Source organism: Alteromonas sp. B31-7, assembly GCF_015767655.1.
GTDB classification, from domain to species: domain Bacteria; phylum Pseudomonadota; class Gammaproteobacteria; order Enterobacterales; family Alteromonadaceae; genus Alteromonas; species Alteromonas australica.
Genome location: NZ_CP065233.1, coordinates 369,463 through 391,954 on the forward strand (window position 1 = coordinate 369,463; position 22,492 = coordinate 391,954).

Here is a 22,492-nt window from a genome sequence, read left to right on the forward strand (position 1 = left end):
CGAAAAGTTTCCAGCCAGACTCCTTGTAAGGCTTTAGAATATTTAGTTTAAACGTTTTAAAAGCTTTTTCGCTAAGCCATCGAATTAGCTACCTGAATATCTCTATCTGGGAGATGGTAACGGGATAAAAAAGTGGAATGTTGAACTGGAAGTATACATTTCGCGCAGTCAGATAGATAATTTTGAAGCCTTTATCAGCGTATGCTTGAACACGTTCAGACGCATTTTCTCTTTCAGAAAAAATGCAGGCGTTACAGGGGATCAATGTTCCATCGATGTCAAAAATGACAGCTTTGTCACTTTTACCATTGGGGGGAGAAATTTCTGTAGAGGTTATTGAGCACCCACAAAGTAGCAGCGCTGATATAAAATAAGCCTTCATCGTTAGTCACAAGACTGTTATTAATATGAACAAAATATCGAGATAAACTTAAGAGCTATTGAAGTAAATCAATCGATTTATGCTAAAAGAACCACGTATACGTAGGTTAACTATAAGCACCTTTTCAATAGCTTCTTCAGCAAATCCTAAGGTTGAGAAGGTATACTCAAATAACTTTAAAATTGACATTCAAATTATGAGAATACTTCTGATAGAAGACTCTTTATCATTGAGAAACAGTTTGAGCTTAGGCTTGGAAAAATTGGGCTATTCAGTCGATACTGCTGGCACTGGCTCTGAGGGATTGAGTATGGCGTTGCTTGGTAGCTACGAAATAATCATCCTTGATATGATGCTACCTGAGTTGGACGGTATGACTATTCTTAAAACGTTACGAAAAAGACATTTAGAAACAAAGGTTATCATCTTATCTGCGCGATCTGAGTCTGAAGACAAGGTAGCGGGGCTATTGGCAGGTGCTGACGACTACCTTTCTAAGCCGTTCTCGTTTGACGAATTGACTGCTAGACTACTTAGCTTGATGAGGAGAGGTGCGGTAAATTGTCTCAATGACCAAGTTACTATCAACAGTTTGACACTCAATATCCAGTTTAAAACGCTTTCATACAATAATGGCATTATCAACCTGACCCCGAATGAGTACAAAATTGTTGAATGTATTTTTCTCAATAGACACAAGATAGTTACCTCAGAAATGCTGAGTGAATTTATTTCTGGAAGCTATGACCATATCTCAAAAAATGCTATTGAAGCTCACCTTTCCTCAGCAAGGAAAAAAGTAAGAAAAAGCGGCGCGTCTCTACCCATTACAAGTAAACGTGGTTTTGGTTACAGAGTTATAGAAGCTAATGAAATCAATACGTAAAACATTAACACGAAGACTTTCTATTATTATTTCACTGTTAGTCATTGCCGTTTTACTTGCAGCAGATATTGGCGTTGATTCCTGGGTCGAACAAGAATTCAACCAGGCTATGAAGGCAAAGGTAGGTGTGCTTCAGAGCTTGGTAAATGAAGATGTCGAGGGTGTGGAATTCGAATTTGCAGGTGAGTATTTGCCTGAGTTTGAAGGGACATCTTCCCCCGAGTATTTTCAACTTTGGTACAAAGATTCAACGTTTGAAAAATCAGATACTCTGGCGCTTTATACCATCAATGAATTGCCTTTCAGCAGCATTGGCCTGGATGAATATTCTTTCCAGGATATTACTCTGCCCGATGGCCGTACGGGTCGGGTAATTTACACTCGATATATACCTCAGATTGATTCTGAAGACAGAGCTGGATTTTATCGCGTCATGGGCAAGGGTAACGATACTCGCCCGTCAATGGTTATCGCGTACGCAACATCTACAGAATTGTTAAATTTCACGTTGTGGTTTATCGATGGTGCTTTTCTATTTGCATTAATTATCGTGCCGTTAGTTGTTCGATTTACAGTGCGTAACACTGTGGCTTATGCTCTGGCACCCTTGGATGCCTTAAATGCCAAGATAAAAGGACTACGATTTACCACTAGACAAAAACACGAAGCTTTTCAAAATAATGTCGAGGAATTGGAACCCATTACCCAAAGTTTGAATCACTTTTTTGAAGATAATTATTCGCTTTACCTGCGTGAGAAGAGGTTGACTTCGGATATCGCACACGAGCTAAAAACACCAGTCTCTGAATTAATAAATATGACTGAAGTAGCAATTAAGTTTCCAGGAGAAATAAGATTAGAAAAAGATTTTAAGCCACGTGTTTTGCAAATAGGCACAAGAATGAAAAATATTATTTCTGGCCTTATGTTAATCCAAAAATATAGTTTTAAGACCCTAGAGCTAACTGATGAGATAGATATCCACAAATTAGTATCTCAACTTATTCAGATCAAAGAAGCAAGAAATGTTAAGGTAGAGATTAGCTCCAATTTTCAGTTAAGCGTCAAGAGCAATCGCGTTGGAGTAGAATCGATAATAAGTAATCTGATAGATAACGCTATCGAACACGGAAAAACTGATACAGAAATACTTGTGAACTTAGGTGTAAATAGTTCTAGTAATGTTTACCTCAGAGTGACAAATAAGGTGGGGACAGAGGTTAATGAGGATGATCTAAAGCATATGTTTGAACCGCTTTGGCAAAAAGATGCTTCTAGAACATCTGAAGATAACTTTGGGCTAGGTCTTTCTATAGTAAATGCATTGTGCGACGCTGTATGTGCAGAAGTTTCTGTAACCAAAACCACCGAAGAAGACATATCGTTTTTGTTGACTTTTAAAAATGAAACTATTGGTCCGTAATCTTAGGCAGGCTTAAGTTACTGTAACCTTAGCCTTAATAACACTCCTGAAAAGAGAGACTGCGACTTAGCAAGAGAATAAAAATAGGGTAATGAAACTTAACCTAGCTTTCGAATTTGGTATGTGGTGGAGATCAAAAAAGTTTTCGGCCACCTGTTCCTTGTCACGGATAATTGCTGCTGGAACAAGTCAATGCTTCCATTCAACTCATTGGGCGTACAACGATAAAATGACTTTACGATTTTTTTGCAGAGTTCTACCAAGAAACTGTTGAAAAACACTTGCTGACAATAGGTTATCTTAATATAGATTAACGTTACCTGACGTGGTCAACCAAATTCACACAACTCAGTTAAGCCGCTTTTCCTAAGTTAGCCATGTCAGCTTCATATTGGTTTGGACTTTTGTAATCCAGATATGAGTGCATTCTTTGGCTGTTATAAAACATAGTAATATATTGCAGGATATCCTGCTGAGCAGCATGACGGCTCTGGTAATGACGCCATTGCACTCGCTCTTGTTTTAATGTGCCGAAGAAGCTCTCTACAACGGCATTGTCCCAACAATCACCTTTCCTACTCATGCTACCTGTTACCTTGTACTGCGCCAGTAGCTGTCTAAATTGTCGGCTGGCATATTGCGAACCACGATCCGAATGATGTATCAGGCCAGCCTTGGGCTTACGTTGCCATAAAGCCATTGTTAAGGCATCACACACAAGCTGGGCACTCATCCGAGAAGACATACTCCAACCCACGACTTTGCGTGAGAACAGATCGATGACAACGGCCAGATACAGCCAGCCTTCCTGCGTCCAGATATAGGTAATGTCAGAGACATACGCCTGGTCTGGTTTTTGCGCATCAAAGTCGCGTGATAGCACGTTATCAAATACAGGTTGCTGATGGTCGCTGTTGGTCGTTACTTTGTATTTTCTACGTCGTCTGACGCTCACGTCGGCTTCTTTCATCAAGGCTCTCGTTCGCTGTTTTCCAACCGGATAACCGAGCGAATTCAGCGCGCGTTTCATTCGCCTTACGCCATAGGTAAAGTCACTGGCATCTGCTATCTTCTGTACCCATTCAATTAGCTCATCATGTTGAGGGTCTGGTTCGAGTTGCTCGTTTCGTCGCACTGCACTGTAGTAATTACGGCGACTGACTCCCAGAACCTGACACATCAGACTAATCGGCCAGGTCTTCTTATGTTGGGTAATGAAACCGTATTTCACTTGGTTTCTTTGGCAAAGAAGACCGTCGCCTTTTTTAGGATCTCTTTCTCCATTTTCAGGCGTTTATTCTCTGCTCGCAACTGACGAATTTCTTCCTGTTCCGGTGTCAACTTACCGTTGCCTCGAAATGCGTGAGCGCCTTCTGATTCTTGCTCTTTAAGCCAGCGGCCTAACATATTCGCGCTAATACCAAGACTACGAGCAGCCTCAGCAATCTTATAATTTTGTTCTGTAACCAGACTAACAGCGTCCAGTTTGAATTCTTTTGAATAGCTTTTTCGCGTTTTCATATACACTCCAGTTGAGATAATTATCCCTTAACTGGCTGCGTGAATCTATTGGAGCACGTCAACCTGTCTCAATCAATGTTCCGAGATCGATGAAATAATTAGAACCAGCATAAAAGTGTTATTCAATTGATACTAGGGAAGATGCAAATAAGTTCCTAACGTGAGATCATGACTGCATGTTAAGTTACATTCTCTACTGCTCGTGAGCCAACAGTTAATTATTGCCAGTAGTCAGCTAAAGCAAGCGCTGATAGCCCTATAAAGAGGTTTTCCTATCACGGATAGACAACTTATTACCGTGCTCACAATTGATAGAAGTGATTGAACTTTTGTATCCTAAAGCTGATATTAATCGCCTTATTCATATGCAGAAAAATAAGTGAAGCAGAGAGTATCTATAACCGCGGGGCGAGAGTCACTTATCGACCAGCGCTTGAGTGGCGCTTAAGTTGAAATCGCTGAAGTTAGTTTGTGCCTCAACGATTTAAACAGAATATCTGATTTCTCTTTCAAGTTACCGATGAATTTATATTTATCGGGTGTGTTTATTTATATAGCTCCTCAAGCCTCCTCAATTTTTTGTATTTCTGGTTAGCCCCCGTTATAACGTTAATGGAACTGGACAAAAGGGAAGTATTGTGGCGGCTACTTAAAGCGTTCAAGTTCTACCGCAGTATCTGAATTATGGAGTTAGAGACGCGCCCAAAAATTTGCATGGTTGTAGGCAATCTCCCTCATCATGACTATTTCCTAAATTCTGCCGATGAACGGGCTATTCTAATCACAAATCAGCCTCAACTGTTTACCAATTCGCGAAAATCCATTATTCTCCATATTGGTTATGTTTAATGCTTAAGAAATGTTTAAATTCATATCAAAACTAATATTAGTGTTTACAGTGCTATCTGCCCTCGTCGGGCAAGCGATGGCTGTAGATACTATGAGTTTTGAAATGGATATTGATAACAAACATTACAATAGTAATTCTGAATCGAATTGCTCTACGAACATGAGCCATGGTATGAGAGTAGATTCTATAAGTTCCGAAAACGCTAGTATTAAAGATTGTTGCAACACTTCGGAATGCACATGCCCACCAGGTGGTTGTACTCATGCTCCCGTCCTTATAGCTTCCATGATGATTGTTCAACACCCAGTGGTGCCGGACGCTTCATTTGGCTTGTTCTTCCAACAGCCAGTTTCAGTAACTTCCTCACTTTTTCGCCCACCGATATTTGCCTAACACAGGGTCAGTGCGTCCAAATTTCACGCACAATTTGTTTTAGTTCCTGTTTATTATCTAGGTGCTAGCGTACCTATATGTGCCAGCTTTGTCTGGAGGCAAAAATGTTAAAAAAAATCACCTATCAAGCTGCGGTATTACTGCTAATTCTACCTAGCGTTGCCATGGCAAATATCCACCATGGCGCAAACGACGCCTTTGAATTATTGGTCTATAAATCACCATCGTGTGGATGCTGTAAAAAGTGGATAACTCATCTAGAAAGCCAAGGGTTTCAACTACGTACAAAGGACTTTCATAACTTGAGCGACATCAAGAACGAATACGGAATTTCGCCAAATCTTCGCTCTTGCCATACCGCTGTTACAGAAAGTGGCTTTGTATTTGAAGGCCATGTCCCTTCTAAGTTTATAAAACGATTCTTGTTAGAAGAACATCCAAAGGCTATCGGGTTATCTGTTCCAGCTATGCCAGTAGGTTCACCCGGAATGGAAGTAGCAGAGCAGTTTATGCCTTATACCGTTTTCATTATATATCAAGATGGGAGCTACGAACCTTACGCGAAAGTAGAAAGCTACGAAAGTCAATTCGATTGAAGTCAAAGTTAAACAAATAAATGCGCACTTTTGACAATCAAAGCAATTTTAATTTTTAAAAACCAAAGATAGAGGTAATCATGAAAGCACTTGTTAAATCATTTGCAATATTTAGTGTACTGCTAAGCAGCGTGGCATTAGCACATGAGGCTATAGAAATTAAATCTAGCACACCAAGCAAAAATGCAATGCTGATGGAGGCCCCAATGGAACTATCAGTCAGCTTTACCAAGGGAGTTAGATTAATAAAAGTAGTTTTAAAAGATAGTGAAGGTGCAAAAGTTGATTTTGGCTTTGAACCTCCGAAAGAGGTTGCAACGGATTATTCTTGGACCTTACCTAAATTACGTCCAGGTTCATACAATGTTGAGTTCATCATGCTTGGCTCCGATGGGCACAAGATGAAAGATAGTTTTGGATTTATGGTGCACTAAAAAGGGGATTCAGCTGTGGAAATGTATATCTGGAACACTGTAATTGTAGTGACAAAGCTAATGTTTTATTTAGGTTTCGCGGCCACAGCTGGATATACATTTTTCTGGCGAGATATTAACGACAGTAGGACAAGTTATACAACGCCATCTTATAGCGCTGTATGGGTAAAGGTTTGTGTCTTTGTTGCGTTTATTTCTAATGCAGTGTGGTTTATCGCGAACACTGGAGCGATGGTAGAAGAGGGAATTCAAGGCGCACTTGACCCCTTTATGCTTAAGATAATGTTGAGTTCTCCTATCGGTGAAGTCACCTTGTATCGTGCGGGGGGGTTAGCCGTAGCTTTAATAACTATCTACTTATTGAAATTTAAACCTCTTAAACCTTTCCTAAGGTTAAAGTCTTGCTTACTTGTGCTGTGTCTATTCACTCTCTCGTACACATTTACTTTAACCGGCCACGTTTCTGAATTAGGAAGTATTGCTCGAATACTACTTATGGTTCACGTATTTGTTATGGCTTGGTGGTTTGGTGCATTGATTCCGTTAAAGCTCTCCTGCCATTACCAGAGCTACGAAAAGCTTTATAAATTAATGGATAGGTTTGGTACGCAGGCGGCCGTATTGGTTACCTTATTATTATCTGCAGGCATTTGGCTAGCTATTCAATTGGTAGGTAGTTTTGAAGGGTTATTTAGCTCCATATATGGGCAAACTCTTCTTGTTAAAATGTTCCTTGTAACTAGCATTCTAGCTATTGCTATACGGCACAAACTGAAATTAGTCCCAAAACTTAAAAGTGGCTCGGGAAGCGAAGCACTCTCAAAATCCATTTCATTAGAGTTAACAATAGCAGTTGCTATTTTAATCATTACTTCTGGGCTTACGAGCATTGTAGGTCCCGAGAGATAAAACTTAGAAGAGAAATTCAAATGAAAATTAAATTATTAGTCTTACTATTTATCATGCCCGTAATCATGAGTTTTGCTGCTAGTGCCCATGAAAAAGAACAACATGAGAAAGGTATGTTTAGTGGGTTAGATACGCCTGCAGCTAAAATAGTTATTGCATTCCATCACGCGCTTAATACGGGAGACAATATCACTGCGAAGAGCCTACTGGCGGATGATGTGACTATTTATGAAGGAGGCGGAGTTGAGAGGAGCGCAGATGAATATGCTCAACATCATATGAATTCAGATATGGAATATCTATCGTCAGTGACAAATAAAGCGTTGGAACATCAAGTCAAAGTTCTGGGCAATACAGCAATCTCCGCATCGCGGTTTCTGGTCAATGGGATGTTTAAGGGGGAAGAGAGAGATTACCAAAGTATGGAAACAATTGTCTTAATCAACACCGAAGGAGAGTGGAAAATCAAACATATTCATTGGTCAAATTGATTCGATTAACTACCCGAGAGAGCTCGTATGAAAAAATTTTTAATCATAATCATTTCGTCTCTGTTATCTTTCTTCACTTTCGCTCATGATAACAATGCAACTGATAAAGATCAGATAAAAGACATTATAAAGCAAATTGAATATGGCTGGGAGAATGGAGACGGTGCCCCCTTTAAAAAGCACTTTTTCGACTTTAAAGGCGCAAGATACTTTGAATCTGGCGGACAGAATGTAGGGTTAAGTGACTTGATAGAGCATCATGTTGAACCAGAAAAGGATGCCTTAGTTTTCTTAAGTTTAGATTTTTCTAACATTCAAACTCATGTAGAAGATGATTTTGCTTGGACACTCGTTGATACAACCGTTCAAGGAAAGGTTAGGAAGTCTGGAGAAACTTTCAACAAAACGGGGTTTCAAACCTTTCTTTTTAAAAAAGTTAACGGTGAGTGGCTGATAGTTCACACGCATTCCTCTAGTAGAAATCGTGCAAAAGACTAGCGAAATAAATGTATTGAAAGCTACTTTGGTAATATCAACGGTAGCTTTCCAGTTTGCTCAATATCAGAACCATCTCGGCTATCCTATTGCCAAAATGCCTTACACTTCATATTGGCACGAACTAAGCTTCCCGCCAGCCAATGAACCCTTATTATTCGTTTTTGCACAGATTTTTAATCAACATCGAATCCTTAAACACTTGTCCTCCCAACCTACATTTTGTTCCACATACGCTATTCTCAAAAGGTGCAGAGAAATATGAAAATCGTTTATTTTGGAAACGACTTATTCTCGAATTGTTTGTCACTTCTAATTAAAAATAGATTGAACATTGAACGCGTTTTTATAAACGATGTTCAGGAAAATGCGAGCTTCATCAAACGAATTTGTCGTAAATACAATATTGTTTATTCCACTGAAAAACCAAGTATCGTGACTCTTAAAGGATATTTAAATGACGAACAGACAGTCTTTGTTGTAGCCGATTACGGATACAAAGTACCCACAAACGAAATAAAATATGCGATTAATATCCACCCATCTTTACTACCCAAAAGTAGAGGCCCAACCCCACTCACCTACATTATCGACAACCCTGAGAACGCGGGTGTTAGCATTCATAAACTCACTGAGAAACTTGATGCAGGTAGCATCCTAATCCAAGAGAAATTTGAGGTCGAAAACAATGAAACGATTTCATCATTGATGGTCAAGTCTCAGTTACTCGCAGAAACTCTGTTAGAAGAATTACTTAATAACTTTAATGAGCTTTATAATAACGCCACACCTCAATTGGAAAAGCTAGCGTCATTCCAAAGTCTACCTCCAGTAAAAAGAAGGTTTGTAAATTGGGATCAAAACACCGCTCAATTTAGTCATGCCCTTCGACAGTATGGGCACTTTGGGATTCTTATTTCGTTAGATAACGCGTTATATATCGCAAATGATGTCGAAGTCACAACTTTCAGTCACGATTTCACGTGCGGTAGCATAATCTTTGAGGATGCACTGATTAAAAGCATTGCTATAAATGATGGCTATGTTGTACTTTCTAAGCGTAGTTTAAGGCTATATGAATCAAGAGTACTAAACTAGTTGATTACGGCTTTAATGTTTAAAGGTGCTAAGCACTTTTTTGTGTTGTGTTGATCTACGTCAAAGTAAGAATAACGGAATACCGCTACTATTCCCTTACTCACTGATGGAGTTTATTGTGTCAGGCATTTATAAGTGGTTTAAATTAGTACTAATAGCTGCGCTGCTTTCACAGCACGGCTTTGCTATGACGAACCCAATTAAATGTGATGGTCACGACACATCAGAATCTCATATGTCCTCAAATGATTCCTTATCAAGCGTAGAACATACTACTTTAAATAATCACACACTTCATTCAGAAAAGAACCAGGATGTACAGCACTGCGAAGGAAATGATCAATCGATATGCGCGTGCTGTATAGGTGCTTACTGTGCAACTTCTTTAAGTAAGCGATCAATATAGACCCGGATCACCCCATTTTATCTAAATCGCTCGTCAATTTTTTGTCCGCGAATTTCTCTTTCCAGACTCTTGGCGTCAGGTCGAGTACATCTTTGGCCGGGTGCAGTGCTACACGCTGCAATACATCCACCAGATAATGGTAGGGATTGACGCCTTGCAGGCGGCAAGTCACCATCAGGCTTTGTAATATGCCCAGTTGTTCAGCCCCGAGTTCGGACCAACAGAACAAATAGTTTTTTCTGCCCATGGGGATTACCCGCAGTGCCCGCTCAAGATGATTGGTGTCCATGGGTAACGCGGGGTTACTCAGGAACACCTTGAGTTGGCTCTCTCGCTCAGCGGTGTAATGAAGCGCCTTGGCGAAGGGGGATTTGGGTAGTAAATCAGTGCGCTGTCGTTGTTGGTAGACCCACCGGAAGAAGTCAGTCACGAGTGGTTCGCTGTGTTGTTGGCGGTAGGTATGGATATCGGCCAGGTCTGATTGCTTATCCCGGATGTGTTTTTCATGCCGGTAGAGTGTGGCGATAATATCCAATGCCTGTTGTGCGGTGTGAGGCTCACTGTCGAGGGCTTTTTCAAAGCCTCTGCGCATGTGTACCCAACAGGCAGCGTGCACAATCTGCCGTTCGTGTTGATTTAATTGTTCAACCGTTTTGGTGTAAGCGGCATAGCCATCTGTGAGCAAGGTACCGGTAAAGTCCTGTAACTGTGCTTTGGCGTGCAACATGCCCCGGCTGTGACTCCAGGTAAACGCCACCTCATCACTGTCACCGTACATCGGCCAGAAGTAGGTTTGTTTCATTTGCCCCGGTTTTCGGCCAGCCCCTTTGGTACGCCCGGCTTTAATGGGCACTTCATCCATCATCAGGATTTTGCTTTGCAGAATGTGCTGCCACTGGGCCTTGGCGATGGGCCGAAGCAGCTCAATGCCTTGTTGTATCCAGTTGATTAAGGTAGCCCGGCTAAGGGTGATACCGCTATCAAGCATGCGTTGATGTTGGCGGTGAAGCGGTAAGTGATATACCGCTTTATCCACCATCAGCCCAGCGAGTAGTGAGACATCGCAGTAACAGCCTTCCAGTACATTGGTAGGAGCCGGGGTATCCTTAAGGGTTTGCGTGGTTTTATGACGCACGACCTGACGACGATACACCAGTACCACATAACTGCCGGGCTGTTGTGCTAAGCGACGGGTTTCTTTGATATCAACAACTTCATACTGGTCGGCATTCGTTCCTTGTAATTCCGGCGCAGGCAGGTCAATCACCTGTTGCGGCACCGTCTCATCAAAGCGCAGGCCGTCATCATTCACATCCGAGTCGCGGCGTTGTTTTTGGGATGAGCGGGTATGGGCCTTCACCGGTTTGGTGTCTGCCGGTAAGGCGTGCGACTCTCCCTCGTCAAACAAACTGCTCTGCGCCGGATTATCCACTAACACCTTTTCAGACTTACGCCCGAACAACTGGCGTTTAAGCCAGTCGAGTTGATGCTTTAATTGTGCAACTTCATCGGATAAAGCCGCAATTTGTGCATCTTTTGAGGGATTGTCTGAGGGCGTTTTCATGGCGTAAATTATAACAAAATCAGTTAATTAAATCGTCTGTTTTGTTTGCCTTTTTGCCAGTAAATCCCATCAATCAAACACTGTAACTGGGCACTGTTTAATGGTGTTTTTGCTGTGCCATCAGTGACTTTGGCGAAGGTACCTCTTTCTAACCGTTTGCTCCACAAACAATAACCGCCCTGGTAGTAATACAACACCTTGAGCTGCGTGCGGCGTTTATTGATAAACACAAACCAGTCACCACAATGCGCCTGCATGCCCAACTTGCCCTGCACCAGTGCTGCCAGCCCATCAAACTGTTTGCGCATATCCGTATTACCGGTATACAGCCAAATACGCCCATTGGATAAGGGTAACATCAGGCGGCCCGGTTCATCCGCAGCACCACACCACCGGGCAAGGCTAATTCAATCTCCCAGGTAGAGCCTGCACTCTGGTTCCCACTCGCGGGCATATCAAAAGCAAGCCAGTTATCCTGCGGCGCAAGCGATTGACTATCATCGCTCAGTTTTTTACGCCACAGATAGAAGTTTGATACTGTTAGCGCATGCTGTGCACAAAATTCACTGACCGACAGTTCGCTTGCTGCTTGCTTATCAACCAATTCCTGCCATTGCTCGCGTGTACGTCTTTTTGTTGCCATCGATTAAGTCTCCGTGAGTAAAATCTACGGGGACTATTTTACGGGGTAGTTCAATGAGGAAAAGACGGTCTAAATTGATCGCTTACTTCTTTAACCCAATTTTGTATACTTTCAAATATTGAAATTCTGATAAGTGAAAACATTAAGCAAAGCTCATTTTCAGATATAAATATTACCCCTTTAATTGGTATACACTCTCCTCCCTTCCACCCTCCGATTAAGAGCTACACATAAACTCAGTGAGGCTTTTCTCTAAGTTTTCTTTACTAATCAATTGCAATCAAAGAATGTCTTAGACGATCAACTGCTTAATTAATATACATTAAGACACTGTTTGCTATCAGTAAACGAACAGCAAGTATTATCCGCCTCACTTACAAACGCATTACATCTTAGAACCGAAAGTTTCACGAGTTACATGCCTATTGACTCGCGTCCCACAAACAGGTTTAGCCTTTAGGTATAAGTAAAATTTTAGGTTAAAGACATCGGAACAACTATGAAAGTAAGAGAGATCGCAAGCGCCTTGGCTACAACGCCAGATACTGTTCGCTATTACACGCGCTTGCAGTTAATAACGCCGGCAAAATCTGACAATGGTTATAAATTCTATTCAACGAAAGATGCTTCCAGGTTGCGGTTTATATTAAGTGCAAGGCATTTAGGTTTTTCAGTTGAAGATATCAAGCAAATTCTCAGAGAAGCAGATAATGGAAAGACCGCTTGTCCCCTAGTTAGAACCTTAATTGCAAGAAGGCTAGCAGAAACAGAAAGACAATTTAAGGCAATGTTGTTACTCAGGCAAAATATGATGCTGGCAGTAAGGAAATGGGGAGCAATGGGTGACAAAGCCCCATCCTCACACGTGGTCTGTCATTTAATAGAAGAGTTTGAACACACCGTCCTGGAGGAAAACATAAATGACAGAACTTAATGCAGGTGTTTCTTCAGAAAAATTGTTGTCCGTCAAAAAACAAGTCTTCTAAAAATAGGAAAAAAGGAGAGCACTATGAGTGCAGAAGTAACACAGCGACAATTAGTGATAGAAGGCGCCGGATGTGCCAGTTGCGTTGGAAAAATAGAAGCTGCCTTGAAGCAGACGCCGGGAGTGCAGAATGCCGAAATGAACTTTGCAGACAGAACAGTACTTGTATCGGGTACAGCGGATTCTCAATTATTGGTTCAAGCAGTAGAGTCCGTTGGTTACAACGCAAAGCCTTTCGAAGATAAGCCTGACACTGATGTAGTCGATGAAAAAGAAGCAGCGGATAGGACCTATTACAAAAAGCTGATGCGAGATACTTTCATTGCGCTTTCGCTAGGTATCCCTCTAATGACTTATAGCATTGTTGTCGACGAAATGACGGTCGAGACTAATGTCGAGAGGTTGTTGTGGCTAGCAGTTGGCCTACTGACGCTGGGTGTAATGTTCTTTTCCGGCCGGCATTTTTACATCGGTGCGTGGAAGAGCTTTAAAAATCATTCTGCCAATATGGATACACTCATTGCACTTGGTACAGGCACAGCATGGTTCTATTCGATGTTGGTAGTGTTGGTACCTGAAGCAGTGCCGTTAATGGCAAGGCACGTTTATTTTGAAGCTACAGCTATGATCATTGGTCTAATTGATCTGGGGCTTGCCTTAGAACTAAAAGCCCGCGGAAAAACCTCAGAAGCAATCAAACGTTTAATTGGATTACAAGCGAAAACAGCCACGGTTATTCGCGACAATAAAGAGGTCCAGGTCGCTATCGAGCAAGTGCTTTTTAACGATGTCATCAAAGTCAGGCCTGGAGAAAAAGTGCCTGTTGATGGTGTGGTTGTTGAAGGCCATACGTCAATCGACGAGTCCATGCTAACCGGGGAACCGATGCCAGTTGAAAAATCACATGACGATGAAGTCGTTGCTGGAACTCTCAACAAGTCAGGAATGTTTCTATTTAAAGCAACTCGAGTAGGTAAAGACACGGCACTGGCGCAAATCATTGCAATGGTTAAACGCGCACAAAATTCAAAGCCGCCTATTGGGCGCTTGGCCGACGTGATATCCGCTTACTTTGTTCCTGTGGTCATGATTATATCTGTGCTCAGTGCGCTAGCATGGCTGAACTTTGGGCCTGAGCCCGCACTGGCATTTGCCATAGTTTCGGCCACCACTGTATTGATCATTGCTTGTCCATGTGCATTGGGCCTAGCCACGCCGATGTCAGTTATGGTGGGGGTTGGAAAGGCTGCTGAAGCCGGCGTGCTAATTCGCAACGGCGAAGCGCTACAAACGGCATCAAAAATCAGTGTGATGATACTGGATAAAACCGGAACGATTACGGAAGGTACACCCAAGGTCACTGACATAATTTTAGCCAATTTCAGTGATGAAAAGACAGTGCTGCAATTGGCAGCTAGTCTGGAAAATGGTTCAGAGCACCCATTAGCAATGGCGATAGTAGAAAGTGCCCACGACCAGGGCATTGAGCTGCTGAAAACCGAAGAGTTTAATGCGATTACCGGTATGGGGGTTGAAGGCCGTTGTGAAGGAAAGGCCTTATTGTTTGGTAACAGCAAGCTTATGGCTTCAAAAGGGGTGGGCATAGGTAATTATTCAGAGAAAGCACAAACACTGGCCAAAGACGCCAAAACTCCCATGTATTTCGCTGTAGATGGACAACTTGCTGCCATCATAGCGGTTGCCGACCCGATAAAACCTGACTCTGTTTCTGCCATCAAGCGTCTTCAGGCTAATGATATCCGGGTCATCATGTTAACGGGGGACAACAAAGAAACTGCTGCTGCAGTGGCAAAGAAAGCGGCAATAAGCGAGTTTTTTGCTGAAGTATTGCCCGAAGATAAGGCCAACAAAGTACATGAATTACAGCAGCAGAGAGAAGTAGTGGGTATGACTGGTGATGGAATTAACGATGCTCCGGCTCTTGCCTTGGCTGATGTTGGCTTTGCCATTGGTACAGGAACGGACGTTGCCATTGAAAGCGCCGATATCACCCTGATGCGCGGCTCGTTGCATGGTCTGGCCGATGCTATAGCGGTTAGTAAAGCCACCTTGCGCAACATTAAGCAAAACTTGTTTGGAGCCTTTATCTACAACGTAGCAGGTATACCTTTTGCGGCGGGCGTGCTCTATCCATTTTTCGGAGTATTGCTAAGCCCAGTTATCGCCGGAGCCGCCATGGCATTTTCTTCGTTAACAGTGGTATCAAATGCGAACCGGCTTCGCCTATTCAAGGCAAAGGACCACTAAGGAGTTTTCTTATGATGATAATTAATATTGTAGGACTTACGGGTATTGCACTGATTATTTGGTGGTTTTGGTTATACAAGCCTGATCAGACAGTTACTGAAAGTAACGAAATACTCATAGAAGTAAAAAATGGCGTGTACTCACCAGCGTCTATTCAGGTAAACGCAAACCAATCTGTTACGTTGAAGTTTTTGCGCAAAGATGAGTCTCCCTGTTCCGAAGTACTGCTAATTCCTTCATTAGATATCAGTGAGCAGCTAACGCTTAATGAGGTAACACCAATTCACCTCGAAAACGTCCCACAGGGCGAACATACTTTTCACTGCCAGATGCAGATGTATCGTGGTGTTCTTACGGTGGTATAGGAGGAGTCATGAAAAACAGTCACCCCAGATTTTGGTCAACACCTACAGGGTGGGCAGCATTAGCGATGATCGCTGCCGTTACTTATTTTTTAATTTTCGAACATGGTCATCATGTCCTTCAGTTTCTTCCCTATTTGATTTTATTGCTGTGCCCATTCATGCATATATTCATGCACAGTAGCCACGGTAAACACGGACACGCCCACGAACATTCTCGCGACAGTGACAATAAGCAGAAAAGTTTTCAGGAATTGAGTGATAACAACGCGGCTTATCGTGATGGATACATTCAGGGGTTGGAGGAAGGCCGAAAGGAGTCACTTAAAAAGGACAACCAAGATGAATGATACATATGATTATGGCTTATGGTCAATGGTGATACTGAACTCAGCTATTTTTATCTTTTTTGCATTCAGTTTTGTAAAGCCAAAATCTTCCACCGACTGGCGAAGTTTGGGGGTATTTTCTGCGTTTATTGTAGCCCTGTTTACCGAAATGTATGGCTTCCCACTGACTATTTATTTCTTGTCAGGATGGCTTGCTGAAACCTATCCGGAAGTAAACTTTTTTGCGCACGAAAACGGACATCTGTTGCATACTTTCTTTGGTTTTAAAGGCGACGCCCACTGGGACCCATTTCATATCGCCAGTATGGTATTTATTGTTGCAGGATTCTTTATCTTGTCCTCAGCATGGAATGTGCTGCACCACGCTCAGAAGAACCATCACTTAGCTAAGACTGGATGGTATGCGCGGTGTCGCCACCCTCAATATTTAGCCTTCATACTGATCATGTTCGGTTTTTTGTTGCAATGGCCGACCATTCCCACACTGGTCATGTTTCCAGTTTTAGTTGTTGTGTATGTGAAACTGGCAAAGCGTGAAGAAGCTCTGGCTATTGCTGAATTTGGCGATGAGTATGTGAGCTATATCAACACGACACCTGGCTGGATCCCAAACCTCAACTTTAAATTAAAAGGTGAAAACCATGAAAAAATTCACTAAATCAATCATTTTTTCAACCACATTAGTAATGGCTGCAACATCGCAAGCTCAACAAATGGAAGAGCATGAGCATAAGGGCTCAGACAAGCCAGAGATTCAAACGGGAATGCCTATGCGTGGCCAAGATATGCATATGATGAATGCAAAAATAAAGTCGATGAAGGAAGAAGTTAACGCTATCAAAGAAGAAAAGAATCCCAGCAAGCAGCGTGAAATGATGAAAAAACACATGCAATCCATGATGGGAATGATGCATATAATGCACGAAAAAATGGAAGGGCAACCCATGCAAAACCAAGTTGATATGGCAGAAAGGCATCTTAAGATGATGGAAGTAATGATGTCGAAAATGGATGGAAGCCATTCACCCGAATCTCAGAAACATTCAAATTAACACCCGAGGAGAAAGATATGAGTGATTTAGACCACAGAGTCGGTGTCAGAGAAGCAAATTTAGTCGTTCGGAATTTACGGCTCAGCAATGTCTATGAGGCAAATTGCGAGCCCCTAATTGAAGAGATTGACAAGCTCTTTGGCATTGATGAGGTGAGCTACAACATCAAAGAAGGGGCTATTCACCTGGCATATGATGCGACACATATCGATTTAGACGGTATTGAAGCGATCATTCGAAAACACGGCGCAGATCTTCACAATGACTGGTGGACACACACAAAAGAAGGTTATTACCAGTTTGTAGATCAAAATATAAAAGACAATGCGACGCACAAACCGTGGAGTTGCCACCACTTGCCGCAGGGCGCTCACAGGAAGCGTACATAACCTTAATGTGCTCTACGTTCTCACTCAACAACAATGCTGAGCGATGTCGTTACATTATGATGCTGGCTTTAAGGAGGCGTAAGATGAAAATTCGAGAAAATGTATTTGCGTTCGCGTGCGCCGCATCGTTCAGCTTCGAGAGTGTTGTTAGTTGTTAGTTCTTTGTTCATTATTACAATGCCCGACATGATGTCACCCATGGCTGGTAATATAATGTTTTCAGACTGGCAAGGGATGATATGGAACGTGCCTTTATTGGGTGTAGTGATAGGCGGAGCTTTATGGGCTTTGTTCGCAGGTGTACTGGGTTGGCTTATTGCCAGTATTTACAATAGGCAGCTGTAGTAGTGAGGGCTAAATAAATAGTCAGTATTTGTCCTTTTAGCACAGGTACGATATTTGCTGATATCTACTGCCACATAAATTTAAACTAACGGTGAGATATTATGATAACCAATAATTCAGAATTAGCCTTACAGCAAGCCATGCAACTACCCAGTCAAACCAATACAGAGAAGCAGGGTTGTAGCCAGCCACCTGAGTCAAAAGGACAGGAGTTTGCTGAAATAATGGATACACTGAAGCAGCAAAAAAGCGGTTAAAGTGTGCCACGAGTAAAAATAACCGGCACGCTAATGCCGGTTAATTCCTTTCCTATTCATAACAACTGCGCTTACCTTTTAGGCTGCTACTCTGCCTACGCTGAATATTGTCTTACTCCGTCGATGTAGTTCATGAACAGCTTCAATGATTTGCATCAGTTATAATTTTTATCATCATCATCATACGCATGGAGCTTTAGAAACCATTTCTCAGCCGCGAATACGATAAGAAGTCCAGCCACAGAAATCCCAACAATGAAGATATCTGATTTTGCTTTCACCCACATAAAAGATAGAAGAACAATGATATCGAGAATAATTGCACTGACTAGTACCCAAGCTTTAGCTTGCACATCATCTCGTAAATGCTTGAACACTCCCCAGTGGATGAAGATATCCATTACGATATAAAAAACTACACCGATGGAGGCTATGCGGCTCAAATCGAAGAATATGGTAAGAATTATTGCGATGACTAACGTATAAATTAAGGAATGTCTTCTTATATCTCCCGGTAATGAAAAATGACGGTGAGGCACAAGTTGCATTGATGTAAGCATCGATAGCATTCTTGAAACAGCGAAGATGCTGGCAACGACACCGGAAGACGTGGCAATAATCGCGAAAGCTATAGTAAACCAAGCACCATACTGGCCGAATGCGGGTCGAGATGCTTCAGCAAGCGAATAATCTTTTGCCTGTATTATTTCGCCAATTGATAAATTTGCTCCAACTGCAACTGCGACAAAAACATAAAGTACCACACAAATGGATATAGAAATGACTATGGCCCTTCCTACATTTTTTTCTGGTTGTTTGAGCTCGCCTCCGCTGTTTGTGATTGTAGTGAATCCTTTGTATCCCAAAATACCAAGTGCCACGGCTCCGAGAAAACCGGTTGCGCTGGTATCTTGCGGTTGAGCTGAAACGCTCTCAAACGACAAACCGGTTGCCCACAGCCCACCAATTGCCAAAACTGCAAGTCCTGCTATTTTGATAAAAGCCATAATAAATGAGAGGGTCTGTATGAATTGATTACTCAAAATATTAACAATGAATGCCACAATAAGAAGACTCACGCCAAGCGCTGGTATAAGCCACTCAGCGCCCTGAGAGTCAAACAATTGTAGGACATAAGTGCCAAAAGTGCGGGCTACCAAACTTTCATTGATAACCATGGAAAAAAACATTAGCAATGCACAGGCACCAGTCAGCAGACCTCTACCATAGGCTTTTTTCAGAAACATGGCGATACCACCTGCAGAGGGGTATTTCTGTGCCATTTTGATGTAACTGTATGAGCTAAACCCTGCAATTATCGCTGCAACTAAAAACGCAAAAGGAAACCATGTGCCTGCCAGCTCTGCTATTTGCCCGGTTAAAGCAAATATACCAGCACCTATCATTACACCAGTTCCCATCGATACCGCGCCCCAGAGGCTTAACGAATCTTTCCTGTTTGAATGCTCGTGTTCATTCATATTGGTTACTCCTTTATGTCATGTGAGCCTGAGTAACAACAAAAGCAACCTGCAGCAAATATAAGGACACAGGCCCATTACAAAACAAATTCGAAGACGTGTAGAAAGAAATAACTGGCAATGGCATACCAGTTATTTCATTTTTAGCGTAGGGCGTTTAAAACCAAATCCTTGCACCTAACACTACACCAGTTTCACTGGTTGATTTGCCTTCAGCCTTTAATGCATCAGCTGTATTTCCCAAAGCTTTGCTGTAATAAACACCGACATAAGGTGCTACCTCCCTCACTATTTCATGCCGATATCGCAAACCAATACGAATATTACTCAACCCGCTTTGACGGTCATACTTTTCAGAATCGGTGAGGTTGGCAACAACTTCCAGTCGCGGTTGCAGATAGGAAACTTGACTTAGTTGCCAGTCATATTCGGTTTCATTGATGAACTGCATGTCACCGTCTTCGTTAATACGCAGTGAATTTTCCATTTCAAACCAGTAAGGAGCTAGACCTTGATAACTGACCACCGCATAGTTCTCCATATCCGCATCTGATGACAGCTCTCCCTTTGTGCCCACACCAAATTGTATAGACCAAAAAGAAGAAACTAGATAACCGTACAACAGTTCTGCTCGTTCCAGATCAGTAGGCATTCCATCGTTTTGTGTATTTTCGCCTTCGCTTTTAAAAACAAGACGATGGTAATCTCCGCCATACCACGCTTGCATGTCCCAGACCCCTATATTTTGCTGCTCATCAGTGCGAGTATATTCAAGTCGGTCAAATAGAACTTGGCCAAAATATTCATTAGGAATAGGAGATGGCCAGTCATCTCTTGATTGAGCCAAAGCATTGTCAACGCTCAAAGTTAATGTTATTAGGCCTGCTATTAATATCTGTTTCATTTTAATCTCCTATGCGACCTGTACAACACGAAACATACCTGCTTCCATGTGGTATAGCAGGTGACAATGAAACGCCCACTCACCGGGGGCATCTGCGCTGATTTGTAACGAGACCTTCTCTCCAGGCTTGAGGCTGATCGTGTGTTTACGAGGTCTTGGATATTGGCCGTTTTCAAGTTCCATCCACATACCATGTAAATGAATAGGGTGATCCATCATAGTGTCATTAACCAAGATCAGACGTAGTCTCTCGCCATAATTGAAACGTACATATCCGTCTACTTCACTAAACTTTTTGCCATCGAACGACCACATGTACCTTTCCATATTGCCCGTTAAGTGAAGCTCAATTTGACGTTCCGGCTCTCTTTCGTCAGGCCAAGGACTTTCACCGACTAAATCTGTATAAACAAGGACACGATGTGGGCTGTCTTCCAAACCGATCCCAGGTTCATCCAACCTAGAACTTGGATTTTTAGCAATCATCGCTGCACCAGCGCCGTGCCCGTCTTCGCTGTGGACAATGTCTATGCTTTCTACTGGGAGCTTTTTGGAGGGGGTCATTTCTCCTTCCATTTGGGTGCCATGCATTGTATGGGCGCTATGCTGCCCCATTCCTTTCATTTCACCTTTTGGAGCAGCCATGCCCGAGCTGTCGACCTTGGACTTATCCATATTCATGCCTTTCATACCAGACATGTCCATCCCCATCGCCGCCATGCCACGCTCTGTGATAACTCGCTGTGGGGGAACCTCTGCAGTAAGGCCAATTGACGGGGTTAGGGTGCCACGCGCATATCCACTTCTATCAAAACTTTCCGCAAAAAAGGTATAAGCTTTTCGCTCTTTTGGCTGAACGATTACGTCATAAGTTTCCGCTACTGCAATTCGAAATTCATCCACATTTACTGGTTTAACAGGCTGACCATCTGCAGCTACAACCGTCATTTCAAGCCCTGGGATGCGAAAGTCGAAATAAGTCATCGCAGAACCATTTATAATCCTCAACCGGATTTTTTCGCCTACTTTAAACAGGGCCTGCCAGTTGTCCTGTGGTGTCCGGCCATTCATTAAGTATGTATATGTACTGCCTGTAACGTCAGCTATATCGCGAGGGCTCATACGCATTGCACCCCACATAGCACGCTCTTCCCATGTATCGGCAAACCCTTTTTTCTTTACGTCTTCTAACGTGTCGAAAATAGTTCGCTTTTGATAATTGTAATAACCTTCCGCTACCTTCAGTTTTCGCATAACGTCATGGGGGTCTGAAAACGTCCAATCGCTTAAAATAATTGTATGTTCCCTATCAGCCCCAATGTCTCCATTTGCAGGGTCGATCACAAGAGGTCCTAAATGGCCCAACTGTTCTTGGAGGCCTGAATGACTGTGGTACCAGTAGGTGCCGTTTTGCTCGACATCGAATGCATATTTAAATGTTTCGCCAGGTTTTATTCCGGCAAAGGAAACTCCCGGAACGCCATCCATATCTGGTGGTAAAATAATCCCGTGCCAGTGTATTGAAGTATCTTGGTTAAGGTGGTTAGTTACATTGAGGTGCGCTCGCTGTCCTTCTTTCAATCTAATCAACGGGCCCGGCATTTGACCGTTGATCGTTATAGGTGAGCCCATATTTGAGCCTATTGGCAATTGCGCTTTTGACACATTGAGATTTTTAATATCACCTGTCAAAACTTGATCTTTAAAATGGCGACCAACAGGTGCTGCCCATAGAGGACTAACGTTGGTTAACGCAGCCGCAGCGCTCGAGGTTAGGGCACCGAGCACAAATCTTCTGCGACCGTTGTCGATAGAATTTTTCATAGTTTTTAGCCTTTGAATTGATACTAACTGGACGAAGGAAGTTCATCCATTTAAAAAGTATTACTAACTAAGTCAGTGCCTTAGGCTATCGGTGGACGAAAAGGTGGAGTGAAAATTTTGAAGGGAACAGCTAGAGCGATAATGTCATACTGCTCAGCAAACGTTGTTTCAAATTGACGAATGG

26 protein-coding genes are annotated in these 22,492 nt (G+C 42.5%); 18 read left to right on the top strand and 8 right to left on the bottom strand.

Annotated features, from left to right (window positions below):
• Positions 1-88: 88 nt before the first annotated feature.
• Positions 89-382 carry an LNS2 domain-containing protein gene (locus IUA53_RS20435; RefSeq protein WP_043961311.1) on the bottom strand — a complete coding sequence of 98 codons (294 nt, stop codon included), beginning with the start codon at positions 380-382 and terminating at the stop codon, positions 89-91.
• Between the two features lie 196 nt (positions 383-578).
• Here IUA53_RS20435 and IUA53_RS01570 point away from each other — a divergent pair, with 196 nt between their 5' ends.
• Both IUA53_RS01570 and IUA53_RS01575 read left to right on the top strand, forming a co-directional pair.
• A complete protein-coding gene (locus IUA53_RS01570) occupies positions 579-1,268 on the top strand; it encodes a response regulator transcription factor (protein ID WP_041702971.1) in 690 nt (229 codons plus the stop codon).
• On the top strand, positions 1,252-2,691 hold the full coding sequence (locus IUA53_RS01575) for a sensor histidine kinase (RefSeq protein WP_020742704.1): 1,440 nt from the start codon (positions 1,252-1,254) through the stop codon (positions 2,689-2,691). The genes IUA53_RS01570 and IUA53_RS01575 overlap by 17 nt, the downstream gene beginning before the upstream one ends.
• 352 nt (positions 2,692-3,043) lie before the next feature.
• Here IUA53_RS01575 and IUA53_RS01580 read toward each other — a convergent pair.
• A protein-coding gene (locus tag IUA53_RS01580) for an IS3 family transposase (RefSeq protein WP_196897259.1) occupies positions 3,044-4,212 on the bottom strand; the annotation gives its coding sequence in 2 pieces (ribosomal slippage) (positions 3,044-3,960 and positions 3,960-4,212; 1,170 coding nt in all).
• 859 nt (positions 4,213-5,071) lie between these two features.
• On the opposite strand from IUA53_RS01580, the gene IUA53_RS20440 reads away from it, so the two are divergent.
• From IUA53_RS20440 to IUA53_RS01615, 7 genes are all read left to right on the top strand, one after another.
• Entirely contained in the window at positions 5,072-5,455 is a 384-nt protein-coding gene (locus IUA53_RS20440) for a CopL family metal-binding regulatory protein (protein ID WP_139125468.1), read from the top strand.
• A 104-nt stretch (positions 5,456-5,559) separates the two neighbouring features.
• Positions 5,560-6,051, top strand: coding sequence for a DUF411 domain-containing protein (locus IUA53_RS01590; RefSeq protein WP_061487085.1), 492 nt, complete (start codon positions 5,560-5,562; stop codon positions 6,049-6,051).
• An 80-nt stretch (positions 6,052-6,131) separates the two neighbouring features.
• Complete coding sequence (locus tag IUA53_RS01595; protein WP_012516900.1) at positions 6,132-6,485, top strand: copper resistance CopC family protein; 354 nt, start codon at positions 6,132-6,134, stop codon at positions 6,483-6,485.
• A gap of 21 nt (positions 6,486-6,506) precedes the next feature.
• Positions 6,507-7,394, top strand: a complete 888-nt coding sequence (locus IUA53_RS01600) for a copper resistance D family protein (RefSeq protein ID WP_203565510.1) — start codon at positions 6,507-6,509, stop codon at positions 7,392-7,394.
• Between the two features lie 20 nt (positions 7,395-7,414).
• Positions 7,415-7,885: a YybH family protein gene (locus IUA53_RS01605; RefSeq protein WP_126874102.1), complete on the top strand. Its 471-nt coding sequence runs from the start codon at positions 7,415-7,417 to the stop codon at positions 7,883-7,885.
• Positions 7,886-7,912: 27 nt separating this feature from the next.
• Positions 7,913-8,383 carry a YybH family protein gene (locus IUA53_RS01610; protein WP_015066037.1) on the top strand — a complete coding sequence of 157 codons (471 nt, stop codon included), beginning with the start codon at positions 7,913-7,915 and terminating at the stop codon, positions 8,381-8,383.
• A gap of 258 nt (positions 8,384-8,641) precedes the next feature.
• Entirely contained in the window at positions 8,642-9,478 is an 837-nt protein-coding gene (locus tag IUA53_RS01615; protein WP_012516904.1) for a formyltransferase family protein, read from the top strand.
• Between the two features lie 413 nt (positions 9,479-9,891).
• Here IUA53_RS01615 and tnpC read toward each other — a convergent pair whose 3' ends face one another.
• From tnpC to tnpA, 3 genes are read right to left on the bottom strand one after another with little or no spacing between them, the layout of a single operon-like run.
• Complete coding sequence (gene tnpC / locus IUA53_RS01620) at positions 9,892-11,448, bottom strand: IS66 family transposase (protein ID WP_196897418.1); 1,557 nt, start codon at positions 11,446-11,448, stop codon at positions 9,892-9,894.
• Between the two features lie 23 nt (positions 11,449-11,471).
• Positions 11,472-11,807 (bottom strand): IS66 family insertion sequence element accessory protein TnpB, encoded by a 336-nt coding sequence (gene tnpB, locus IUA53_RS01625; RefSeq protein WP_196897417.1) that lies wholly within the window; start codon positions 11,805-11,807, stop codon positions 11,472-11,474.
• The gene (tnpA, locus tag IUA53_RS01630) at positions 11,807-12,091 is read right to left on the bottom strand and encodes an IS66 family insertion sequence element accessory protein TnpA (RefSeq protein ID WP_196897416.1); all 285 of its coding nucleotides are present in this window, start codon (positions 12,089-12,091) and stop codon (positions 11,807-11,809) included. The genes tnpB and tnpA overlap by 1 nt, the downstream gene beginning before the upstream one ends.
• A 499-nt stretch (positions 12,092-12,590) precedes the next feature.
• Between tnpA and IUA53_RS01635 the strand changes: the two genes are divergently transcribed.
• From IUA53_RS01635 to IUA53_RS01675, 9 genes are all read left to right on the top strand, one after another.
• Positions 12,591-13,025, top strand: coding sequence for a MerR family transcriptional regulator (locus IUA53_RS01635; protein ID WP_012516906.1), 435 nt, complete (start codon positions 12,591-12,593; stop codon positions 13,023-13,025).
• 75 nt (positions 13,026-13,100) lie between these two features.
• Entirely contained in the window at positions 13,101-15,344 is a 2,244-nt protein-coding gene (locus tag IUA53_RS01640; RefSeq protein ID WP_012516907.1) for a heavy metal translocating P-type ATPase, read from the top strand.
• A gap of 11 nt (positions 15,345-15,355) precedes the next feature.
• The gene (locus IUA53_RS01645; protein WP_012516908.1) at positions 15,356-15,709 is read left to right on the top strand and encodes a cupredoxin domain-containing protein; all 354 of its coding nucleotides are present in this window, start codon (positions 15,356-15,358) and stop codon (positions 15,707-15,709) included.
• Positions 15,710-15,717: 8 nt separating this feature from the next.
• The gene (locus IUA53_RS01650; RefSeq protein WP_012516909.1) at positions 15,718-16,056 is read left to right on the top strand and encodes a DUF2933 domain-containing protein; all 339 of its coding nucleotides are present in this window, start codon (positions 15,718-15,720) and stop codon (positions 16,054-16,056) included.
• Positions 16,049-16,714, top strand: a complete 666-nt coding sequence (locus IUA53_RS01655; RefSeq protein ID WP_024015555.1) for a methyltransferase family protein — start codon at positions 16,049-16,051, stop codon at positions 16,712-16,714. The genes IUA53_RS01650 and IUA53_RS01655 overlap by 8 nt, the downstream gene beginning before the upstream one ends.
• Positions 16,698-17,108 carry a hypothetical protein gene (locus IUA53_RS01660; RefSeq protein WP_012516911.1) on the top strand — a complete coding sequence of 137 codons (411 nt, stop codon included), beginning with the start codon at positions 16,698-16,700 and terminating at the stop codon, positions 17,106-17,108. The genes IUA53_RS01655 and IUA53_RS01660 overlap by 17 nt, the downstream gene beginning before the upstream one ends.
• Before the next feature lie 17 nt (positions 17,109-17,125).
• The gene (locus IUA53_RS01665; RefSeq protein ID WP_012516912.1) at positions 17,126-17,497 is read left to right on the top strand and encodes a hypothetical protein; all 372 of its coding nucleotides are present in this window, start codon (positions 17,126-17,128) and stop codon (positions 17,495-17,497) included.
• Between the two features lie 99 nt (positions 17,498-17,596).
• Positions 17,597-17,842, top strand: coding sequence for a DUF5676 family membrane protein (locus tag IUA53_RS20335; RefSeq protein ID WP_012516913.1), 246 nt, complete (start codon positions 17,597-17,599; stop codon positions 17,840-17,842).
• Between the two features lie 101 nt (positions 17,843-17,943).
• Positions 17,944-18,099 carry a hypothetical protein gene (locus tag IUA53_RS01675; RefSeq protein WP_020745207.1) on the top strand — a complete coding sequence of 52 codons (156 nt, stop codon included), beginning with the start codon at positions 17,944-17,946 and terminating at the stop codon, positions 18,097-18,099.
• A 155-nt stretch (positions 18,100-18,254) separates the two neighbouring features.
• On the opposite strand, the gene IUA53_RS01680 is transcribed toward IUA53_RS01675, so the two are convergent.
• From IUA53_RS01680 to IUA53_RS01690, 3 genes are all read right to left on the bottom strand, one after another.
• Positions 18,255-19,580, bottom strand: a complete 1,326-nt coding sequence (locus tag IUA53_RS01680; RefSeq protein WP_168534184.1) for an APC family permease — start codon at positions 19,578-19,580, stop codon at positions 18,255-18,257.
• A gap of 157 nt (positions 19,581-19,737) precedes the next feature.
• A complete protein-coding gene (locus IUA53_RS01685) occupies positions 19,738-20,484 on the bottom strand; it encodes a copper resistance protein B (RefSeq protein ID WP_012516916.1) in 747 nt (248 codons plus the stop codon).
• A 9-nt stretch (positions 20,485-20,493) separates the two neighbouring features.
• Positions 20,494-22,308 carry a copper resistance system multicopper oxidase gene (locus IUA53_RS01690; RefSeq protein ID WP_196898107.1) on the bottom strand — a complete coding sequence of 605 codons (1,815 nt, stop codon included), beginning with the start codon at positions 22,306-22,308 and terminating at the stop codon, positions 20,494-20,496.
• Positions 22,309-22,492 lie beyond the last annotated feature (184 nt).